The sequence below is a fragment of the Acidocella sp. C78 genome, assembly GCF_907164655.1.
The window spans coordinates 76,333-92,236 of sequence record NZ_CAJQZK010000004.1; the positions used below are offsets into that span (position 1 = coordinate 76,333).

16 protein-coding genes are annotated in these 15,904 nt (G+C 67.2%); 8 read left to right on the plus strand and 8 right to left on the minus strand.

Annotation, left to right across the window (positions count from 1 at the left end; all coding sequences use genetic code 11):
- Positions 1 to 79: 79 nt before the first annotated feature.
- The gene (locus ACIDOCELLA78_RS000000100950; protein WP_201727990.1) at positions 80 to 667 is read left to right on the plus strand and encodes a RecX family transcriptional regulator; all 588 of its coding nucleotides are present in this window, start codon (positions 80 to 82) and stop codon (positions 665 to 667) included.
- A 298-nt stretch (positions 668 to 965) separates the two neighbouring features.
- Complete coding sequence (locus ACIDOCELLA78_RS000000100955) at positions 966 to 1,166, plus strand: hypothetical protein (RefSeq protein ID WP_249675187.1); 201 nt, start codon at positions 966 to 968, stop codon at positions 1,164 to 1,166.
- A gap of 37 nt (positions 1,167 to 1,203) precedes the next feature.
- Here the strand turns inward: ACIDOCELLA78_RS000000100955 and ACIDOCELLA78_RS000000100960 are convergent, their stop codons facing one another.
- Positions 1,204 to 2,178, minus strand: coding sequence for a LysR family transcriptional regulator (locus tag ACIDOCELLA78_RS000000100960; RefSeq protein ID WP_307850868.1), 975 nt, complete (start codon positions 2,176 to 2,178; stop codon positions 1,204 to 1,206).
- A 446-nt stretch (positions 2,179 to 2,624) separates the two neighbouring features.
- Between ACIDOCELLA78_RS000000100960 and ACIDOCELLA78_RS000000100965 the strand changes: the two genes are divergently transcribed.
- Entirely contained in the window at positions 2,625 to 4,085 is a 1,461-nt protein-coding gene (locus ACIDOCELLA78_RS000000100965; RefSeq protein WP_249675189.1) for a class I SAM-dependent methyltransferase, read from the plus strand.
- A gap of 64 nt (positions 4,086 to 4,149) precedes the next feature.
- Here ACIDOCELLA78_RS000000100965 and ACIDOCELLA78_RS000000100970 read toward each other — a convergent pair whose 3' ends face one another.
- The 6 genes from ACIDOCELLA78_RS000000100970 to ftsE all read right to left on the minus strand — a co-directional run bounded on the left by ACIDOCELLA78_RS000000100970 (position 4,150) and on the right by ftsE (position 9,027).
- The gene (locus ACIDOCELLA78_RS000000100970) at positions 4,150 to 5,259 is read right to left on the minus strand and encodes a D-alanine--D-alanine ligase (RefSeq protein ID WP_201727993.1); all 1,110 of its coding nucleotides are present in this window, start codon (positions 5,257 to 5,259) and stop codon (positions 4,150 to 4,152) included.
- Entirely contained in the window at positions 5,256 to 5,849 is a 594-nt protein-coding gene (locus ACIDOCELLA78_RS000000100975) for a DedA family protein (RefSeq protein ID WP_201727994.1), read from the minus strand. The genes ACIDOCELLA78_RS000000100970 and ACIDOCELLA78_RS000000100975 overlap by 4 nt, the downstream gene beginning before the upstream one ends.
- A 216-nt stretch (positions 5,850 to 6,065) precedes the next feature.
- Complete coding sequence (locus ACIDOCELLA78_RS000000100980; RefSeq protein ID WP_201727995.1) at positions 6,066 to 6,764, minus strand: 1-acyl-sn-glycerol-3-phosphate acyltransferase; 699 nt, start codon at positions 6,762 to 6,764, stop codon at positions 6,066 to 6,068.
- Complete coding sequence (locus ACIDOCELLA78_RS000000100985) at positions 6,764 to 7,333, minus strand: YdcF family protein (RefSeq protein ID WP_249675192.1); 570 nt, start codon at positions 7,331 to 7,333, stop codon at positions 6,764 to 6,766. The genes ACIDOCELLA78_RS000000100980 and ACIDOCELLA78_RS000000100985 overlap by 1 nt, the downstream gene beginning before the upstream one ends.
- Before the next feature lie 83 nt (positions 7,334 to 7,416).
- Positions 7,417 to 8,343 carry an ABC transporter permease gene (locus tag ACIDOCELLA78_RS000000100990; protein ID WP_201727997.1) on the minus strand — a complete coding sequence of 309 codons (927 nt, stop codon included), beginning with the start codon at positions 8,341 to 8,343 and terminating at the stop codon, positions 7,417 to 7,419.
- Between the two features lie 12 nt (positions 8,344 to 8,355).
- Positions 8,356 to 9,027, minus strand: coding sequence for a cell division ATP-binding protein FtsE (gene ftsE, locus ACIDOCELLA78_RS000000100995; RefSeq protein ID WP_201727998.1), 672 nt, complete (start codon positions 9,025 to 9,027; stop codon positions 8,356 to 8,358).
- An 85-nt stretch (positions 9,028 to 9,112) separates the two neighbouring features.
- Here ftsE and ACIDOCELLA78_RS000000101000 point away from each other — a divergent pair, with 85 nt between their 5' ends.
- Both ACIDOCELLA78_RS000000101000 and ACIDOCELLA78_RS000000101005 read left to right on the plus strand, forming a co-directional pair.
- Entirely contained in the window at positions 9,113 to 9,604 is a 492-nt protein-coding gene (locus tag ACIDOCELLA78_RS000000101000; protein ID WP_249675194.1) for a zinc-ribbon domain-containing protein, read from the plus strand.
- Between the two features lie 48 nt (positions 9,605 to 9,652).
- A complete protein-coding gene (locus ACIDOCELLA78_RS000000101005; RefSeq protein WP_201727999.1) occupies positions 9,653 to 10,675 on the plus strand; it encodes a dipeptidase in 1,023 nt (340 codons plus the stop codon).
- Positions 10,676 to 10,739: 64 nt separating this feature from the next.
- On the opposite strand, the gene htpG is transcribed toward ACIDOCELLA78_RS000000101005, so the two are convergent.
- Positions 10,740 to 12,560 carry a molecular chaperone HtpG gene (htpG, locus tag ACIDOCELLA78_RS000000101010; RefSeq protein ID WP_201728000.1) on the minus strand — a complete coding sequence of 607 codons (1,821 nt, stop codon included), beginning with the start codon at positions 12,558 to 12,560 and terminating at the stop codon, positions 10,740 to 10,742.
- Positions 12,561 to 12,697: 137 nt separating this feature from the next.
- On the opposite strand from htpG, the gene ACIDOCELLA78_RS000000101015 reads away from it, so the two are divergent.
- From ACIDOCELLA78_RS000000101015 to fdxA, 3 genes are all read left to right on the plus strand, one after another.
- Complete coding sequence (locus ACIDOCELLA78_RS000000101015; RefSeq protein WP_201728001.1) at positions 12,698 to 15,211, plus strand: helicase-related protein; 2,514 nt, start codon at positions 12,698 to 12,700, stop codon at positions 15,209 to 15,211.
- The gene (locus ACIDOCELLA78_RS000000101020; protein ID WP_201728002.1) at positions 15,198 to 15,494 is read left to right on the plus strand and encodes an RNA-binding S4 domain-containing protein; all 297 of its coding nucleotides are present in this window, start codon (positions 15,198 to 15,200) and stop codon (positions 15,492 to 15,494) included. The genes ACIDOCELLA78_RS000000101015 and ACIDOCELLA78_RS000000101020 overlap by 14 nt, the downstream gene beginning before the upstream one ends.
- A gap of 77 nt (positions 15,495 to 15,571) precedes the next feature.
- Positions 15,572 to 15,904, plus strand: a complete 333-nt coding sequence (gene fdxA, locus ACIDOCELLA78_RS000000101025) for a ferredoxin FdxA (RefSeq protein ID WP_201728003.1) — start codon at positions 15,572 to 15,574, stop codon at positions 15,902 to 15,904.

The following is a 15,904-nucleotide window of genomic DNA, read 5'->3' on the forward strand; positions in this document are numbered from 1 at the left end:
TTGCGCCGCACTATCTCCCGCAGGCGCTGACGGTCAAGCAGTCTTCCGGTCTGCCACCCCCGCATGGCAGGATGCAGATATGCCCAATGCCACCCGCAATGCGACCAAGCCCCTCCCGAAGCCGCCGGACGAGGCTTCGCTGCGCGAGGGCGCGCTCGCGCATCTGGCCCGTTTCGCGGCAACAAGGGCAGGACTTGCGCGCGTTCTGAACCGCCGGATCGATCGCTGGGCGCGGGCAGCCGAACTGGCCGGGCTCGAGGCCGAGGCGATCGCAGCCGCTGTCCGCGCGGCGCGGGCCGCCGTTCCGGCGGTGGTTGCGGCGTTGAGCGCGGTGGGGGCGATCGACGATGCGGCGTTCGCGGATGGTCGGGCGCGCCGCTTGATCCGTCAGGGCAAGTCACGCCGGGCGACGCTGGCGCATCTGGTGGACAAGGGGGTGGAGGCGGTTCTGGCCGAGACAGTGGTGCCGGAAGATCCGGCGCGCGATCTCGCCGCGGCCTGCGCCTATCTGCGCCGCCGGCGCCTGCCGCCCTTCGGCCCCGGCGAACGGGTGCGGGCCCTCGCGGCCCTCGCGCGAGGCGGCTTCACCCGTGATATCGCCGAGCGTGCGGTCGATCTCGATCCGGATGAGGCGGACGCCGCGCTGTCGGCGCTGCGCCGGAGCTAGAGCATCTTTATCCGATCAGATGGAGTCATCTGATCGGATAAAGACGCTCTGATTATCAATCTCATAGAGCACGACACCCGATCCATCGGGATCGGAACGCGCTCCAAGCCCGCGGTCGCCCGCGGATAGCGGGGCCAGGCGAAATCGCCGCGCACAACCGCCAATTCATCCCGCAGGTTCATGAAAGAAATGTGAAATCCGGCATGGTCATTGCCCGGCAACGAGGCCATATCGCAGTGCAACATGGCTGGGCGACGAGGTTGTCGCTCGGATTCGTATTCGTCTCTGGAGACTGATCGTGCAGAAACTCATTGCCGTTGCGTCGTTAACGGTTGCGCTGCTGGCCGGCTTCGGGTCGGCGTTGGGCGGCGTGCGCCTCGCGCGCGCCACGCCAGCACTCCCCGGCCAGCCGTCCCTTGCTCTCACCAGCACCTATGGCCCGGTGCAGTTCGCTCTCGTTCAATCAGGCCGGGCGCGGCAGGGCGAGGTCGCCCGCTGAGGGGGCTGCCGCGCCCGGCATCCCCGGGTCGAGGACTTCAGTCGAAGATCGGCGCATGAACGCCCGCCATCCCCGCCGTTGATTGCAGGAAGGGGGTCTTCTCCAGTTCCTCCTGGAGGAAATCGAGAATGGCCCTCGTGCGCGCCGGAATATACCGGCGCGAAGGCAGGATCGCGTGGATCTTCACGTTCATCGGCACGAACGTGTCGAGCAGGGTGACCAGGCGCCCTGCGACGACATCGTCGATCGTGGTCAGCCGTGGCAGGAGAGCGACCCCCAGCCCCGCTCGCGCGGCGCGGCGCACGGCCTCGCTCGAATCGACGTGGAATCGGCCCTGCACGCTGACCGTTTCCTCGATCCCATCGCGCGCGAAGCGCCATTCCCTATCCGCGCCGGGCCGTGTGTAGACGATGCATTCATGCCGCAGCAGGTCCTGAGGGGTGTCAGGCGCGCCGCGTGCGGCGACATAGGCGGGAGAGGCGACCAGAACCGAGGCTGCCGTCCCCACAACCCGGGTGATCACGCTCGCCTGCGTTGCCTCGACCACCGAAATCACGAGATCCAACCCTTCCTCGATCAGGTCGAACGCGCCGTCGCGCATCTTGAGGTCGAGCGAGATTTCAGGATTGCGGGCAAAGAACTCGGGAAGCCTCGCTGCAAGATAGAGGCCGACAGCCGTGGGAACGCCGAGGCGCACCTGCCCGGTTGGGGTCTTCCGGGCGCTGCCGACGCTTGCCGTGGCGGCATCGACGGCGTCGGCGACCGCTTTCGCATGCTCAAGGTAGATCTGGCCGTCCTCGGTCAGCGAGAGTCTTCGGGTCGTGCGCTGAATCAGCCTGACACCGAGCTGGTCTTCCAGGGCGGCGATCTGGCGGGAGATCACCGGCTGCGATGTGTTGAAATCACGCGCTACGGCAGAAAACGACCCGCGCTCGGCAACCCGGATAAAGGTGTTGATAAGGGAAAGCTGGTCCATAGGCGGCCTCTGCTCGAATTCTGGCGGGTTTGCCATGAAAATCAGTGAACCCCGGCCATAACGGCTGCCGGACGACATGGATATTTACATCATGTCATGGAAGCCCCTCATTTTCAGCGCTTCATCATGATGTCGGCGCGATTGGTTGGTCTCGCCGAGATATATGTGTCATCCATGCTTCATCTCGTTGCTGCGCGGCATCACATTGGAAATCGTGGAATCGCCACGGCCATGGCGCGCAAGATCGACCCGATATCGTCATTGGGGGCGCGGTCTCGGAAAATGGAACCAATTCTGGTTCAGCGCCGGTAGAGGCATTGCTGTCCGTCTCTGGTTTGCCTAGCGTTTTGTATCGGGATTAAGGATGTAGATGTGATGATTGCGGTCGCAAAAAGAGATTCGCGCGCATGAATACGGGTCACGGATATGTGACCGATATCGTGTATTCCAGCGGCTATTACGTTGAACAGTCTCCGCGGCTGATGGCGCTCGTGGCGCTGCTGACGGGCCAGCACGCGCGTATGCCTGGTCCGGACGAGGCCTTTCATTTCCTCGATATAGGGTCCGGCCGTGGTTTCACGGCGCTGGTCATGGCAGTCGCAAACCCTGGCTGGACCGTTACCGGCATCGACTTCAACCCGGCGCATCTCGCTGAAGCGCGGGAAATGGCGGCACGGGCCGGCATTCGGAATTGCCGGTTTATCGAGGCGGATCTCGCCCAGTTCGACGATGCGGAACTCCCCGAGGTCGATGCGGCAAGCCTCCATGGCGTCTGGACCTGGGTCAGCGATGCTGTCCGCGCCGGCATCCTTCGTTTGCTTGAGCGGCGGCTGGCTCCCGGCGGCTTGTGTCATGTCAGCTACAACCTGCTTCCGGGCTGGGGTGGCATGGTGGGGCTGCAACGCCTTGTGCGGGAAACCGGGCTCAGACTCGCCGATCGGGCGGACCGCCAGGTCGAGCGGGGTTTCGAGGTCGTACGCCATCTTTTCGGGCCACTTGGCGAGGCGACGGATGAGCGGACGCGTGCCATGTTGCAGATGCTCGCCGACAAGCCTTCGGCGTATCTTGCCCATGAGTTCATGAATGCTGACTGGCGGCCCTGCTTCCACGCCGATGTCGCGGCGGCATTCTCGAAGGCGGGGTTGAGCTATGTCGGCTCCTCGCATGCGCTGGATAGTATCGCCGAGGTGACGTTACCTCCCGCGGCGCTGGAAATGGCCAGGAAATTCAGCGATTCGGCGATGACCGAACTGATCAAGGACGTCACTCTCGGCCGGCCGTTGCGCCATGACATATACGTTCGCGGCGGAAGCCGGATCGCGATGGTCGCGCGCGATGACATTCTGCGCGGCCTGACGCTCGGTCTCGCTTTGCCGCATTCCCAACGCCGATTAGGCATTCCAACCCCGATGGGCGAAATCGGCATGAATCCTGCATTCTACGAACCGGTCTTTGCTCGTCTCGCGCAAGGGGTGGCGTCGGTTGAGGAGTTGTTGAGCCTGGCCCGACCGAGCGGCGCCTCGCCGGCATCCGACAACCCTGCTGAGCTTGCCGCCCTGCTTGTGGGCACCGGACAGGCGGTACTTGTTCCGGCGCCCGGCCGGGCGATGACGGCACCTGCCCGCGCGTTGAACGGCATTATGTTCGCCTCCCAGGCGGCGGGTACTGCGATGACCGAAACTGTCGCTTTCGCCGTGCCGGCACTGGGCGGCGGATTCAAAATGCCGGCGGCCGGGGCGCTTGCCGTGTTGCGTCAACAGGAGCGGTCAGAATCGGCCGTCGAAGGGGCGAGCCTGTCATTGCCCGACCGCGACACGATCGAACGCTGGGCAGCGGAGGCGATGGGTGACCGGCCGGAGATGCGCGCGGCCCTTGCAATCGGCATGGAGAGCTTCCTGCGCGATAGCCGTTCGACGCTGGAAGCGCTGGGGATTCGCTGCTGATTTCTGTCGGTTTGGCGCCTGGCATCGCTCGCGGCGGCGCGAGCATGCCGTCCTTGCAATCGGATCAGTCGTTGGTCGGGTAGAGCGCCATGAGCGCCTTCTGCCGTCGCCATGCCCGGAGCAGACGCAGGGTGCCGTATCGTGGCACACCCTGCGCGCGCATCGCGGCCCCGATCCTGAACGCGGCGCCGTAATGAAAGAACTGCGCCCGGTAAGCTTCCCTGATCGTGGTTTGCGGATCCCAGATGTGGGTGGCTTCGGAGCCGGCGCCATTGACCTCGATAATCGAGAAGCCCTCGCCTCTGCGTAGCGCGTTCGCGGATGTGTAGCGAAGGTCGAACCGGCCGAAATGGAAATCCGGAATGTCGCGCGCGATCCTGTCGATCCGATCGGTGAGTTCAGGGGTGATCAGGTGCCGGCCATCCTTGAAGGTCGACCCGCGGCAATGATTGCCAACGAAAACGAGCCGCACCCGTTCCCCGGCTTCGGGTATGCGCGCGGCGCCAGCTCCGAGCTTGGCAAGCAGCAAATCGGCAACCGCGTTCAGCCGGGCGTCAACGCCGATCAGGTCGCGAATGCGCGAGCGCCCGTCGCCGATAACGACGGGGGCATATTTGAGCGTGATCGATGTAATCCTGCCACGTGCGGCACCGGGATCACGGATATAGAACAGTCCGGCCTCGCCCTCATGTGGCACCAGCGCCTGTATCTGAAGACGTGTTGCCCGGGGGAACTCGGCGAGATAGGCGGCGAGAGCCGCGTCGTTCTCCACGAGGCGAACGCCCGCGCCATTGCAGCTCATGTCCGGCTTCGCCACGACTGGATAGGCGAGGCCTGCCTGCCGCATGGCGGCTTCGGCCATTGCCAGGTCCCCGCCATGATGCGCAGGCGTCGTGATCCCGACATAGGGGGCAATCCACCGCCGGGCCTCCGGGCCGCACAGATCAAGAATATCGTTCTTCGACTCGCCGCAAATTCCGCCGGCCTCGATGCGGGGGTTGGTCAGCGCGGGGAGCGTCACGCTGCGGTGCCTGATCGACTGAAACAGCCAGAACAGCGCAACGGGAGCATAGAAGATGAAACCAGGCCAAAATTCGAAGAACGAGACGGGACTGGCATCCCGTCGCCCGGCCGACCCCGCCGAAACGCTCGACGCTGGGGAGACATCGCTCATAGGGCGTCCTTTCCGATCCGGTCAGCATGCCACCGTGCGGCGATCCTGCCTACCATGATCAGGATCACCACGAAAACAGCCAGTCCAACCCAGCGCCATGGGCCGAGATAGCGCACCATCAGCGCTCCAAGCTTCAGGCTGACAAAGAACAGCAGGCTCGTCCAGGCGAGCGTCGCGAGAATCGCCGCCGCCACGAATGCAAGAAATGGCGCGCGAAGGAATCCGCATGTTGTGTAGGTCGGCAGGCGCAGGCCGGGGATAAAGCGGCTGACCAGAACCACGGGTATGATCCGTACGCTCACCCAATCCCGCCCGATATCGCGCCGGCGCTGCGGCACCAGCCGGTGCGCCCAGGGATGGCGGCCGGACAGGCGACCGAGCCAATAAAGCCCGATGTCGCCAAGCACGATGCCGGCATAGAGCGAGCCCAGCGCGATCGGCAGCGACACGGCGCCGGCGGCAACCTGCATTGCGGCAAGCAGTGTCGCGGCATCTTCGAGGATGAAGGTGCCGAGAATGATCGTCGTGATCTCAAGCGGAGGGCTGCCCGCAGCCGAGCCGAGCAGTGTACTGAAGTCCGTCAACCACATAACGGGATCACATAAGCGAAACGGCGAAATTTACCAATTCCAGCTTTTGTCCTCCATTGTGGCGGGACCATCGAAAACCTGACCCGTTCGTTTATCCCCATCGGCGGCGGTATCCGTAAACCGACCAGAACATAAGATGAAAATCATTATAAAACATATTCTTATGAAAATCTACTCACAACGTTCTTCAGGGACTGCCGATAATTGCGCACAGAGTTATCCACAGCATGTCTCTCCGTAAAAAATGATTTCCAGAGCGCGAAGCATCGCCGCGCGGTCAAGGCCCGCCGGCAGCGGCGGATGCACCTGGACGTGTACGATGCCAGGGTGCTTGCGGATGGAGTTGCGGCCCCACGCACGCCCCGAATCCGTCGAGACCGGCAGGACGGGCAGGCCGGTCGCCTTGGCGATCGCGACGATGCCGGGCTGCAATCGGGTCCGTTCGCCGGGCGCCACGCGGGTACCTTCGGGGAAAATGATGATCTGCCGGCCGCTCGCTGCCGCGGCACGGACCCGTTCGGTCAGATCCCGCAGCGCTTTCGCCCCGCCGGATCGGTCGAGCGGGATCTGGCCGGAGGGAATGAGAAGAGGCCCAAGCACCGGGATCCGGCTGAGTTCCTGTTTCATCACATAGGCCGGTTTCGCCAACTGGGTGAACCAGATCATCGTATCCAGCGCCGACTGGTGCTGGGCGGCGAGGATCACCGGGCCTTCGGGAATGTTTTCGAGCCCCTCATAGACGATCCTGATCCCGCAGAGTGCCCGCAGCGCCCGCAGTGCGATGCGCGCCCAGGCCTGGCCGAACGGCAGAACCTTTTCGGGCGAGATGCGCAGCAGCAAATTCGCCCACAAACCGGCGGTGAGGCCGGACACCACGATAAAGGCGTGGAACAAAAGTGATCCCAGCAGGAACATCAGCCATGAGCCTCTATTCGATGGGCCGCGATGCCGTCCAGATGCAGCCGCACGGCGATATACTTGATGAACTCCGCCATCAGGATTTTCAGCATGTGGGGCTGGCTTGGATGGGTCATCGCGGGCGGGCGGACGGGTTCGGGAATGAGCCTGACGTCGGGCATGGCGCGATGGAGGTCGATCATTGCGCGCGGCATGTGATAGTCGGCGGTGACGACGATGAGTGAGGCGATGTGATACCGCCCGGCCCAAGCCGCGGTCTCGCGTGCATTTCCCCGTGTGCTGGCGGCCGAGTGACCGATATCGATGTCGCGGGCCTTGGCGTTGGCATCGATCCCGTCCCTCACCGTGAAGTCGCCCAGAAATGTGCCCTCGCCGGCGCCGGAGATCAGCAGGCGCGGCGCCGCGCCGGCCATGAGCAGTTCGAGGCCGGCCTTCACCCTTTCCGCACCGCCGGTGAGCACAACGATGCCATCCGCGTGCGGCATCGGATTTTGCGCATGTTCGGCGGCGATCAGATTGAGGAACCAGCCGAAGCTGCCCATCCAGATCAGCAGCACGGCCAGCATGAAGCCGATTGCCCAGCGCAGGCGGCCGGCGCGCCGCCGCGCCGGCCTGCGGGGCCGCCCCAACCCCATGTCGTCGGCCGGCTTCACGTCAGTTGCCGGAGCCAGCCGCGCACCGTCACCTGCGCCGCGATCCAGCCGATCACCGCGGCGGCAATGGTGAAGATCAGGGGCGTTGCCACCAGCACGGGTGGCAACGCCATGATCGGCGAATGCGCGCCGGTCGCCGATGAGGGGGCGATCATCAGACCTGCGGCGAGATGGCCGACCCAGGCCAGCACGGGCGGCGCGGCGAGGCCGCCGATCAGCCCGCCCAGTCCGGCAAGGCGCATCGCGCGTCCGGCAAACTGGTTGGCAATGTCGGAATCCAGCGCGCCAAGCCCGTGAATGATCTCGATCGCTTCCCGCCGCTGGGCAAGGCCCGCCCGCACCGCGACCGCGACGACCGAGGCTGCGACCAGCGCCACGATCACAAGAACCGCCGCCGCCGAGGCACGGATACTGTCCGTCAGCTCCGCGATCCGGCCGGCCCAGCGCGATCCGGAATCGACCAGCGTCCCCGGCGCGGTCTTGTCGAGGGTCTTCGCAAGCGTTGCGGCGTCGACCGATCCCGTCTCCGCGTGGACCACGATCACCGCCGGCAAGGCTATCGGCAGGTTGTTTCCGCTCGCGGCGGAGCCGAGCCAGGGTTTCAGCACATCCGACAACTCGGCATCGGAAAGCCGGCGCGCATCGCTGAAGCCGGGCATCGCTTTCATCTGCCGCAGCACGGCGTCGGCACGCGAGGTGTTGCCGGCGATGGCCGGCGCCGATGGTGAGCCGACTTCGATCGTCATGAGCCCCTGTGCACCGCTGAGCCAGTGTGTCGCCAGCGTGCCGGCGGCGATGCTGCCGGCCAGCGCCAGCGCCGCGAGGAAGGACATCGCCGCCACCACGAAGGGCAGCAGCCGGTCCGCCATCGCGGCGCGCAGGCCGATCCGGTCGGCGCGCGAGGCGTGGCGCCGCCTAGCCATGCCGGGGTCCACCTAGCCGTGCCATGTCATTCTTCCATCCTGCAGTTCGATCATCGGCGCGGGGTGGCGGGCGACGAGGCCGAGATTGTGGGTGGCGACGATGACCGTGGTGCCGAGCCGGTTCAGCGAGCGGATGAGATGCATCAGCCGCTCCGCCTGGTCGTCGTCGAGATTGCCGGTGGGTTCGTCGGCGACGAGCAGTGATGGCTTGGCGATCACCGCGCGGGCGATCGCGACGCGCTGCTGTTCGCCGCCGGACATCTCGTCCGGCCGGTGGTCGAGCCGGCCGGACAGGCCGACCCAGCGGAGCAGCTCGGTGACATCGGCGCGGACCTGCGCCTCCTTGCGCCGGGCGAGGCGCAGCGGCAGGGCCACATTATCGAAGGCGGTGAGGTGCTGGAGCAGCCGGAAATCCTGATACACGACGCCGATCCGCCGGCGCAGCAAGGCGATCCCCCGCCGGTCGAGCCTCGATGTGGGGGTGCCGAACAGGTCGATCCTCCCCTCGCTCGGATGCAGGGCGAGATACATGAGCTTGAGAAGGCTGGTCTTGCCGGCGCCCGAAGGGCCGGTGAGCCAGCGGAACCCGCCCTCCGGGATCTCGAAGTCGATATCGTCGAGCGCAACGGACTCGGTGCCCGGAGACTTGCCGTAGCGCAGCCCGACATGGGTGAAGCGGATCATCGCTCTTCAATGCCCCGGCTCCCGGTCACGATCAACCGGCATCCGGCTCGTGCCGCGGCGGTTGCGCGGGTGGAGCGAAACTGCCATGAAACGCGCCATGCGCGCTGCGTGTCCGAATTGCGAGGCTGTGTACGCTCTGCCGGTCGAAATGGCGGCGCGACTACCCGCCGCCGTGCGGTGTGCCGCATGCGGGCATGTCTGGGATCTGACGCCCGAGGCCGCGGCGGCCGAGGCGACGCCGCTTCCCGCGCCCGCCGAAGCGGACGCCGAAGTAGAAGCCAAAGCCGAGGCCGCGCCGGACGAGGCCGCGCCCGCGCCGGTATCCGAACCGGTGCCGGAGCCCCCGCTCGTCATGCCCGAACCGGCGCCGCTTCCGGTTCCCGAACCCTCCGTGGTTGTTGAGGCACGGAGGGTGGCCGTAGCACCGGCTGAAATCTGGCCGTCCGAGCGGGCGCAATGGATCGTTTCCGGCGGCGCATTGCTGGTGGTGATCGTCCTGCTGTTCGCGCTGCATGGTCCCATCGGTCGGGCCTGGCCGCCAATGTTGCGACTCTACGGGATATTTGGCCTCGGTTGAGCGGCTCCGCTCTTGACCGGACGGGCTGCCTCCGGCGAGGGTTGCCTCATGACACATCACGATCACGCCGATCTTCTGGTCATCGACACGCATGTCGACATCCCCTGGCCTGAAGGCCCTGATTTCATGCATGACGGGCCGCGTTGCGTCGACCTGCCGAAGGTCCGGCGCGGCGGGGTCGGAGCGGTCTGCTTTGCCGCTTACGTCCCGCAAGGACGCCGAATCCCGGCTTGCGGCACCGCGGCGAAGGAGCGGGCGCTGGCGATGCTCGATGCGATTGCGGCCATGGGGCGCCAGCCCGGCACAAGCCTCGCCGTGACGGCCGATGAGGTCGAGGCCGCGCATCGGGGCGGCAGGTTCGCGGTGATCCCCGTGGTGGAGAATGGCGCCGCCCTGGGTGGGGACCTCGCAACCCTCGATGATTTCGCCGCGCGCGGCGTCCGCTACATGACAATGACCCATAACGGGCATAACGATCTTGCGGATGCCGCCATCCCACGCCCCGAACACGGCGATGGCGCGGCGCTGCATGGCGGGCTTTCGGAGCTCGGGCGGGCGGCGGTGGCGCGGATGAACGATCTCGGCATTCTCGTCGATGTCAGCCACACCGCGAAATCGACGATGATGCAGGCGGCCCGGCTCTCGCGCACGCCGGTGATCGCCACCCATTCCTGCGCGCGGGCGCTCTGCGACCATCCGCGCAATCTCGACGACGAACAGCTCGACACGCTGGCCGCGACCGGCGGGCTGATCCAGATCACCATGGTTTCGGCGTTTCTGAAGCGGGGCGCGAAACCCTCGGAGATCGGGGTGGAGGCGATCGCGGATCATGTCGACTACGTGGTCCGCCGGATCGGGATCGAACATGTCGGCATCGGCACCGATTTCGATGGTGGCGGCGGCGTCGCCGGTTACATGAATGCGGCCGAAACCCCGGCGCTGACCGCGGAACTGCTGCGTCGCGGCTACGATCGTGCGGCGCTGGAGAAGATCTGGGGTGCCAATTTTCTTCGCCTGTTGCGTCAGGCCGAGCAGGTGCGGCAGGAGAGCGCGGCCGCGCCGCTCGCCTGAGCCAAGGCGGCGGTTCGATAGGGTTGCGGCGCCGACCGGTCAGCCCGGTCGGCGCCCCGAAATGTCAGGCGGCGTTGCCGGCCATCCTGTCCGCCACCAGGCGGGCGAACCGGGCCGGGTCCACTGGTGATTCCCCATCCTGGATGCGGGCGAGGTCAAGCAGCAGGGCGGCCCAGTCGTCCATGGCCTCGCCGGCGGCGGCGCGCGCGATGAGCCCCTCGATCAGTCGGTGCGCCGGGTTGAGTTCCAGCGCCGGCGCCGGCGCGAAGCTCGGGCGGCCGGCGCGGCGCAGCAGGCGTTGCAGGGCGAGGTCGGGCTGCGCCTCGCCGGCGGCGAGGGCTGCGGGGCTGTCGGTCAGCCTGCTCGAGGCGCGGACCTCGCCGACCTGCTCGCCGAGGGCTGATTTCAGCGCGTCGATCAGCGTCTTCATCGCCTCCGGCGTCTCCGCGGCGTCGAACATCTCGCGGGCCTGGCCGGCATGGACGAGCTTGTGCCCCTCATAGGTGCCGAGCCGCTCGGGCCAGAAGAAGTCGATCTGGTCGGAGAGCAGCAGCACCTCGTAGCCCTTCGCCCGCAGGCCCTCGATCTGCGGCGAGGCGGCGAGGCGCGCGGGGTCCTCGCCAGTGATGTAATAGATGTCCTGCTGTCCGTCCTTCATCCGCGCGATATAGTCGTCGAGCGAGGTCAGCTCCTCGCCATGCGTGCTGCGGAAGCGGGCGAGGGCGGCAATGTCGTTGCGGTGGTCGGCGTCGTCGTAGATGCCTTCCTTCAGCATCGGGCCGTGCTGCTCGATGAACCCGCGATAGGCTTCGCTCTCCTTCGCGCGGGTCTTCAGCTCGCCCAGCACGCGGTTGACCAGCGCCTTGCGGATGCGGGCGAGGACCGGGGTGGATTGCAGCATCTCGCGCGAGACGTTGAGCGGCAGGTCCTCGGTGTCGACCACGCCCTCGACGAAGCGGAGCCAGGAGGGCAGGAGCTTCGCGTCGTCGGTGATGAACATCCGCTTCACATGCAGGCGGACATGCGATTCGCGGTCATCCTCGGTGACCGGGAAGGGCGAGCGGCCGGGGATGAAGAGCAGGGCGGAAAACTCCACCGTGCCCTCGGCACTCCAGTGGATCGTCGCCCAGGGCTCGTCGAACATGTGGCCGAGATGGCGGTAGAACTCGGTGTAGTCCTTCTCGGCGATGTCGGCCTTGCGACGGCGCCAGAGCGCGGTGCCCTCGTTCGCCTTCTGGAACTTGCCGTCACGCTCGATCTCGACCGGGACGGAGATGTGGTCGGCCCATTTGCGCAGAATCGTCTCGAGGCGGACGGGTTCGAGGAACTCGTCGGCATCGGATTTGACGTGGAGCACGATGTCGGTGCCCGGGGTCTCGCGGGTCGCCGTCTCGATGCGATAGCCGCCGGTGCCCTCGGAGGACCATTTGTGCGCGGCGTCGGTGCCGGCGCGGCGGGAGGTCACCTCGACGCGGTCCGCCACCATGAAGGCGGAATAGAAGCCGACGCCGAACTGGCCGATCAGGTTCGGCCGGTCCTCGGGCTTCGCCTCGGCGAGGCTGGCGGTGAAGGCTCTGGTGCCGGACCGGGCGATGGTGCCGAGATGGCTGGCCAGGTCCTCCCCGGTCATGCCGATGCCGTCATCGGCGATCGTGATGGTGCGTGCCGGCTTGTCGATGCTGATGCGGATGGCAGCACCTTCGGGCAGCGCCAGGCTCTCGTCCGACAGGGCGAGGAAGCGGCGCCGGTCGGTCGCGTCGGCAGCATTGGCGACGAGTTCGCGGAGAAATATCTCGCGCTCGGAGTAGAGCGAATGAACCACCAGGTCGAGCAGGCGGCCCACTTCGGCGTCGAACGGACGGTCGGTCGCGGTTGCGGTGTTCATCAGAAAATCCTCACGGCAAGGTGTCGCGCTCATGGAGCGGATCGTGCTCCGCGAGATAGGGGAGGTGTTGCGGTTCTGCAATCGCCGCGCGGTGGGTTGCGCCTTGCATTTGCCGGCGGAAACGCCAAACTCGGCTCATGTCCGGATTCGCCCCGCGTGTGAAGGCGGTGCTTGGCCCGACCAACACGGGCAAGACCCATCTCGCCATCGAACGGCTGCTGGCCCATTCCTCCGGAATCATCGGCTTTCCGCTCCGCCTGCTCGCGCGCGAGAATTACGACCGGATGGTGGCCGCGAAGGGGGCGCGGCATGTGGCACTGATCACCGGCGAGGAAAAGATCGTGCCGGCCGAGGCGCGCTGGTTCAGCTGCACCGTCGAGGCCATGCCGCTCGACCGGAAGGTCGAATTCGTCGCAGTGGACGAGATTCAGCTCTGCGCCGATCCCGATCGCGGCCACGTCTTCACCGACCGTCTGCTTCACGCGCGCGGCATGGTGGAGACCATGTTCCTCGGCGCCGAGACGATCCGCCGGCTGCTCCGCCGTCTCGTGCCCGAGGCCGAGATCGAAACGCGGCCGCGCCTGTCGCGGCTGTCGCATGCAGGGCCGGCCAAGCTCTCCCGCCTGCCGCCGCGCTCGGCCATCGTCGCCTTCTCGGCCGCCGAGGTCTACGCGATCGCCGAGGCGGTGCGCACCCGGCGCGGCGGCTGCGCGGTGGTCATGGGGCGGCTCTCGCCGCGCACGCGCAACGCCCAGGTGGCGCTCTATCAGGAAAAGGAAGTCGATTTCCTGGTCGCGACCGATGCGATCGGGATGGGGCTGAACATGGATGTCGACCATGTCGCCTTCGCCGGACTGTCGAAATTCGACGGGCACCGCCCGCGTTTGCTGACCGCGAGCGAGGTGGCGCAGATCGCCGGCCGCGCCGGGCGGGGGATGCGCGACGGCACGTTCGGCTCCACTGGCACCTGCCCGCCGCTGACCGAGGAACTGGTCGGCGCGGTCGAGGCGCATGCCTTCGAGCCGCTGGAACAGCTCGCCTGGCGAAACGCGGCGCTGGATTTCGCCTCGCCCGATGCGCTGCTGGCCAGCCTGCTCGCGCCACCCGACCGCGCGGGGCTCGTGCGCGGCAACGATGCGTCGGATGTGCTCGTGCTGTCGGCGCTGGCGCACGACCCGGCGATCCGCGAAGCCGCGCGGGGCGGCCGCGCCGTGCGGCTGCTCTGGGAGGCGTGCCAGATCCCGGATTTCCGCAAGCTCGCCACCGACCACCACACGCGGCTCTGCGCGCGGGTCTTCACCCATCTGCTGCGCGATGGCGTGTTGCCGCAGGACTGGGTTTCCGGGCAGATCGGCGGGCTCGGGCGCACCGATGGCGATATCGACACGCTGATGCAGCGGCTGACCGAGGTGCGGATCTGGGCCTATATCGCCGCCCGCGCCGACTGGGTGCGCGATGCCGCGCACTGGCAGGGCCGCGCGCGCGAGGCGGAGGACCTGCTCTCTGACGCGCTGCACGAGAAGCTGATGGCCCGCTTCGTCGATCGCCGGGCGGCGCGGCTGACCCGGCGGCTGGAACAGGCCGAGACCGCCGAGCTGCTGTCCGCCGTGACGCGGGCGGGCGATGTGGTGGTCGAGGGGCATCCGGTCGGGCGGATCGAGGGGTTCCGTTTCGAGCCGGACGCCTCGGTGGGCGGGGCGGACAAGCGGATCGTGCTGCGGGCGGCGCGGCGCGCCCTGGCAGGCGAGATGCCGCGCCGGGTCTCCCGGCTGGAGGCGGCGGGGGATGGCGACTTCGCGCTCGGGCCGGCGGGCGCGATTGCCTGGCAGGGCGTGCCCGTCGCCCGGCTGCGGCGCGGCGCCACGCTGCTGGCGCCGGCGGTCGAGGTGATCGACAGCGAGTTTCTCGACGGATCGCAGCGCGAGGCCGTGCGCGCGCGGCTCGCCCGCTTCGTCGATGGCGTGATCGCCGAGGGGCTGGCGCCGCTCTTCGCCGCGGCGAAGGCGGCCGAGGCGGATCCGGCGCTGCGCGGGCCGCTGCACCGGCTGGCCGAGCAGGCCGGCGTGCTGGCGCCGGGCGGGGCGGGGGGGGAATTGCGGGCGCAACTGCGCCGGATCGGTGTGCGGGAGGGCGCTTTCGCGCTCTACATGCCGGCGCTGCTGAAACCCCGCGCGGCGGTGCTGCGGGCGGTGCTGTGGTCCGCCTGGCACCGCCGGGCGCTGCCCGACCTGCCTGCGCCCGGCCTCGTCTCGATTCCGGCGCCGGACTGGCCGGCGGGGCTCGCCGCGTATCTCGGCTGGGTGGTGGCCGGTCCGCGGGCGATTCGCCTCGATATCGCCGAGCGTCTGGCGGGCGAACTGCGCCATGCCGCCCGCCGCCGCCCGGCGCCGGTGCCGCAGATGCTCGCTCCGCGGCTGGGCGTGGGCCTGGAGGATCTGCCGGCGGTGCTGCGCGGCCTCGGCCTGCGTCTCATTCCCGGTGAGGCGATGGCGCCGGGCATGTTCGGTCCGCCGCGCCCGCCGATGGTTGAATTGCGGCGCCACAAGCGCGGGCCGGCGGCAGCGCCGCGCAAGGTCGCGCGCCCGGCCCCGCCGCCCAATCCCGACCATCCCTTCGCGGCGCTGGCCGCGCTTCGGCGTGCCGCCTCCTGAGCCGGCAGGCGGCGAGGATGCCGCCTGGCAACGGCTCGACAAGTTCCTGTTCCATGCGCGTTTCGCCAAGACCCGCGGCGTCGCGGCACGGCTCGTCGCGGCTGGCGGCGTGAGGATCAATCGTCAGATCACCGAAAAGCCGCATGCAAAACTCCGTCCCGGCGATGTGCTGACCCTCGCCTTGCCGCAGGGAATCCTGGTCGTGCGGGTGATCGCGCTGGGTGCGCGACGCGGCCCTGCCGCCGAGGCGCGCCTGCTCTACGAGATTGTTGCAGAGGACTGATGCAGGCCGCCGCCTTGCGCTGGCGGGCTGTTGGGGGCATATCGCCGATCGATCCATCCCATGCTCAGGAGTGCCCGATGACCTATGTGGTCACCGAAAACTGCATCAAGTGCAAGTATATGGACTGCGTCGAGGTCTGTCCGGTCGACTGTTTCTACGCGGGCGAGAACATGCTGGTGATCCACCCGGACGAATGTATCGACTGCGGTGTGTGCGAGCCCGAATGCCCGGCCGAGGCCATTGTCCCTGATTCCGACTCCAAGGCATCAGCCTGGATCGAGAAAAACCGTGAACTCGCGGCCGCCTGGCCGAACATCACGAGGAAGGGGACCCCGCCAGCGGATGCTGACGAGTGGAAGGACCGGCCTGGCAAGGCGGAGTTGCTGTCGCCGGAACCACACAAGGATTGA